General features: G+C 61.1%; 5 protein-coding genes. 3 read left to right on the top strand and 2 right to left on the bottom strand.

All coding sequences use genetic code 11. The features are described from left to right. Both AC1DK4_RS40340 and AC1DK4_RS40335 read left to right on the top strand, forming a co-directional pair. Positions 1 to 426, top strand: a 426-nt coding sequence (locus AC1DK4_RS40340) for a type IV pili methyl-accepting chemotaxis transducer N-terminal domain-containing protein (protein ID WP_477132245.1), incomplete at its 5' end; no start/stop codon positions are given. Between the two features lie 224 nt (positions 427 to 650). Continuing rightward, on the top strand, positions 651 to 1,004 hold the full coding sequence (locus tag AC1DK4_RS40335) for a helix-turn-helix domain-containing protein (protein ID WP_441624219.1): 354 nt from the start codon (positions 651 to 653) through the stop codon (positions 1,002 to 1,004). Positions 1,005 to 1,013: 9 nt separating this feature from the next. Here the strand turns inward: AC1DK4_RS40335 and AC1DK4_RS40330 are convergent, their stop codons facing one another. Continuing rightward, positions 1,014 to 1,367 (bottom strand): gamma-glutamylcyclotransferase, encoded by a 354-nt coding sequence (locus AC1DK4_RS40330; RefSeq protein WP_441624243.1) that lies wholly within the window; start codon positions 1,365 to 1,367, stop codon positions 1,014 to 1,016. 368 nt (positions 1,368 to 1,735) lie between these two features. After that, positions 1,736 to 3,376, bottom strand: coding sequence for a pyridoxal-dependent aspartate 1-decarboxylase PanP (gene panP, locus AC1DK4_RS40325; RefSeq protein ID WP_441650420.1), 1,641 nt, complete (start codon positions 3,374 to 3,376; stop codon positions 1,736 to 1,738). Positions 3,377 to 4,254: 878 nt separating this feature from the next. Between panP and AC1DK4_RS40320 the strand changes: the two genes are divergently transcribed. After that, on the top strand, positions 4,255 to 4,595 hold a 341-nt coding region (locus AC1DK4_RS40320; protein ID WP_477132244.1), incomplete at its 3' end, for a helix-turn-helix domain-containing protein.

The raw sequence follows: 4,595 nt of genomic DNA, 5'->3' as shown, positions 1-4,595 counted from the left end.
GGAATGAGCGAGGACGTGCTGAAGCTTGCGCAACAGGGAACCCTCCTGCTCGAGAAACATGCCGGCACCATGACGGGTAAGCTGATCAACGTTGCCGGCCGCCAGCGGATGCTCTCGCAGAGAATCGCCAAGATCAGCATGTTCCGCGCCTGGGGCATTACTTCCCCCCAGATGGCGCAGGATCTGGACACGGCTACCAGGGAATTCGCAGCCGCGCAGGGGCTCCTCACCGCGGCGCCGCAAAACACTGAGGCAATCCGCCGCGAACTGCAGCTTGCCGGCTCCCAGTGGCTGTTCTTTGAAGAGGCACTCAATCAGACCGGGGTCAGTCGCGCGGAACAGTTGAGAAACATCGCCACGACCAGCGAGCGTATTCTTCAGGTGATGGATGACGTCACCAGCATGTATGAAGGGATGCCCAAGTAACGTGGGAGCGTGAACGAGCTATGCCAGACGCGGCTTTACAGGCAGCCACGCCTGCAATGCCGCCAGCCAGTCTGCCGGGCAGACGCTCGCGGAAATTACGCGCTGAGCTGGCGGCGGCGCAGGCGAGGGCGCGGCATTTGATATACTTTCACGATGATGAAATAATCGGGAGAGCCGCCCCAGTGCTGGATCTCCCAGTCTCCCAAATCTCCGGACCTCCTCCCATGCCACGACCGCTAGCCGATGCCGCGCCACCATCGCGGGCTGCCATCCGTACCATCGACCAACTGGGTGATCGCATTCGGGCGACACGGGTTGCTGAGGGGATGCCAATTGACCAGGCGGCCAGGCATTGCGGCGTTTCCGTCGGCATGCTATCCAAGCTGGAGAACGGCAAAGGGGTGAATCTGGAGCACGCACTACGCGCGCTGGAAGGACTGGGTTTGACGATGCTCGTTGTCCCAAAGGCGCACGCGCCCCTGCTCGAGCAGGCCGCCACCCACGCGGCCAAAGCCTCCCAACTCGCAATGAGGGCGGATGGCAACCACATGGAAGAGGGCGAAGCCCGGTACTTTTGAGCGGTCACGCTAGAGGGAATCAGAATCGCCCGTGGCGGTGGCACCCCGACCGCTGGTTTGCCGGTAGGCCTTGCCAGAAGCCAGGCGAATCGTTCCCCAGTTCGGGCGGTACAGTCCATGAACCGTCTCGCGGATCCATACGAGTCCCAGCTCTTCCGATAGATCGTTCTCGGCCAGCCGGAAGGCCATGCCGGCGGATTGACCGCCCGCTTTCAAGGCGAGCATCCGTCCTGGCCATTCGTAGGTGCCCCGTCCGGCGAACAGCCGAATACAGAAACTGCGATGCCAACCCTGGAGGAAGGCAGACTGCCTTTCTACGAACCTGAGCAGTGGATTCCAGATCAACGATCCATAGGCGAACAGTCAGACGGGTTCTCCATGCGAACGTTGCGCGAGCGCTTCACGCATCGAGGCTTCGATGCGCCGACGCGACCAGGAGGGCTGGCCGGGCAGATCCTGGAACGAGTCCAGATAAGCGCCGGTGCTGATCAACTCTCTCGTCAGTATGATCCTGTTCCTTTGCGATACTTGCGGTGCAACCCGAAGAGGCGTTGCACCGCCTGACGGCCGGTCATTGGCCGGTCGCTTCAGAACTGCAGTCGCCCATTGACACTGCAGTCGCCTAACTGCCGAAGAGCCCACCGACTCTACGAGTCAGTCAATGACGGTACTCGGAGGACTGTTACCAGCGACGCATCGTCGACGAATGGCGCCCGCCAGCTCCAAATGCCTCACGCGGCGTCCGGCGCGCCCACCAGCGCCATCAGCGGCGCCATGCATGGGCTGGCCGCCGCCAGCGCGCGCTGTTCGTCGAGGATGTCCTGCAGGATGGCATGCGTCGTATCCGGGTTGGCCAGCACCACGCGGAAAACGGCAATCGGGCGGCCTCCCCACTGTGTCGACATCAACTGCGTGCGCGATACGAACGAGCGGCCGGCATCGCGCTGCATTTCCTGAATGCTGATGGTCAGCGCATCCAGCGCGTCCAGGATCCTCTCGCGCCTGTCGGCCGAAGCCGTTGCCAGCGCGGCACGCACGGTCTCGGGYACATGGCGGTAGGTCAGGATGCAAAGCTGYGGGTGGCTGTCGAGCTCGAAATCCGGCTGCTGCGCAATCTGGGATGCAAAGTAGCGGGCGTTATCGATGCTACGATCGATCAACTGCGCCAACCCCTTGCGACCGAGCAGATGAAAGTTCGCGTAGAGCATGACTGCCGCCGCGCCGCGCGATCCTTCGAGCGTATGGCGCCCCAGGTCCACCGAGCCCTTGCGCACGATGTAGTTCGCATGCTGGATGATTTCCTGCGTCCACGCCGGGCTCCGGAACAGCACCATGCCGGCACCCATCGGCACGTAGAACTGTTTGTGCGCATCGATGACGACGGAATCGGCACGCTCGATGCCCGCGAAGCGCCAGCGCTCGCGCTCCGACAGCAGTGTTGCGCCGCCCCATGCGGCATCCACGTGGAAATGGCAGCCGGCCTCCTGAGCAACATCCGCAATCGCGTCGAGCGGATCGACCGCGCCCGTCTCTGTCGTCCCCGCTATGCCGACGATCGCCATCGGCCGGATGTTGCGCTGCTGCAGGTCACGCATGGTGTCGCGCAGCAGGTCGATGCGCATGCGACCGTCTGCATCGACCCCGACCGGCACGAGATTGTCGCGCCCGATGCCAAGGACATCGGCGGCCTTTCGCAGCGAGTAGTGCCCGCGCTCCGAGACGACGATTGCAAGCCCGTCATGGCCGTAATGGCGTAGTGCAGCCATCAGTCCGGCGCGATGGATGCCGGCGAAGCCATCACGCGCGCCCAGCAAGTTGTTGCGGCTCGCCCATAGCGCGGTGAGGTTGGCGACCGTGCCGCCAGAACAGATCGCGCCGAGCGCGTGATCGGCATCGTGCAGCCATCTCGCATAGAACGCGCTGTCCTGGGCAAACACCAGCTTGTGCAGCATGCCGATGACCTGGCGCTCGAGCCCTGTCAGCGCGCCCGACGTCTCGAGCTTCACGACGTTCTGGTTCAGCGCTGCCACCACCTTGGCCAGCGAGGGCATGAACGACGGCAGCGACGACGTCATGTGTCCGACGAACGTTGGTGACGCCACGGGCATCACGTGCCGAAACACGTCGTTGAGCAGATGATCGGCATGCGCTTGCGGCGATGTCGGCGTCTCGGGCAGCTCAACCGACGCGAACTCCGCCTCGCGTGTGGCGCACGCGCCAGCCGGATCAAAACGCTCGCCCGCAAAGAAATCCGCCGGATGTTCGGCGATCAATCGCTCGAGCGATTCGAATGCCCCCCGATCCGCGTCGAACCAGCGCAAGGGGCAGTCGTCGCCCCCGTCCATGCTTTGTGAGGTCTCTTCGCGAGACATGTGCGGCTTCATTTGCATTACCCAGTTCAATCCCGTAGCGCCATGGTGCGTCGGGCATTATGCCGGATCGGACGGGTAAGTGAATGGCTGAGGGCTCCGACCGGCACCTTTGACGACCTCGCCGCTGCCCGTTGACGACCCTCAATCGCCTTTTCTATTGGGATGCGCCTGATCCGAAGTGTACCTAAGCGCCCTGGCCAAGCATGTGGCGGAAGTGCCGGCACGCGTACCGGCAGCAGCGTGGTCGCTCCCTCGGACCAGGTATGAGGCGGCTTTCCCGTAGCAGCTTCGCCCTTGTCCGGCCACAGCCTCTGCTAATAGATCTTCAATCAGGCCAGAGCTTGCTTCGAGAGCGATGTTTGACTCGAACGCACAGCGGTTCTCTCAGGATGTACTCAAATCTCCCACTTGTATTCGAGACTGACTCTAGTACTTAAATAAGTGCGCGAATATGTATAATCGTCGTCATGGAGCGCACATATAGCACTGGAAAGGCTGTCGACTTGCTCGACGTGTCTGTGAAGACTTGCAGCGATGGGAGCGCGAGGGTCGGTCCAGTGCCGCTCAGAAGCCGGATCTAGCCAACCAGAGACGGGGGATGGGGGAGTTTGTTGTCGCGCGCGGGCTTGCAAACGTCGAAGTCATGGAGGAGATTGAGGAGGACTCAATTTTCAGCGTAAGCGATTCTTGACATTGATGAACGAAATCGGCCAGCGTGAGATAAAAGTCCTGGTAGTTGCGTACCGCGACAGGCCGACTCGGTTTGGCTTTGAGTGGTTTGAGCACTATGCAAAAACAAACGGCTGCGAGATACTGGTATTGAATCAGGAGCGGCTTTCGCCTGAGAAACTATAAGAAGAAGCTTCAGGAAGCGTTGGATGTTGATCGCACACCGGATTGAACTCAAACCGACAGCGGAGCAGGAGGACTATTTCCGCCGAGCTTGTGGCACGGCTCGCTTCGTCTGGAATTGGGCCCTTGCCGAGTGGAATCGACAGTATGAGGCGGGCTCGAAGCCGAATACACTTGCACTCAAGAAGCAATTCAACGCATTCAAATATGCCGAGTTTCCCTGGCTGAAGGACATGCATCGTGACTCGCATGCGCAGCCCTTTGCCAATCTGAGCAAGGCCTGGAGCAAGTTCTTCGACGACGTRAAAARGGGAAAGAATGCTTATCGCCCTGTCTTCAAGCGGAAGGGACAGGCGCGCGATTCTTT

This window comes from Cupriavidus sp. 05N38 (genome assembly GCF_056397345.1).
Note: the sequence above shows the minus strand (reverse complement) of the source record. Positions and strands in the feature narration are given on the sequence as shown.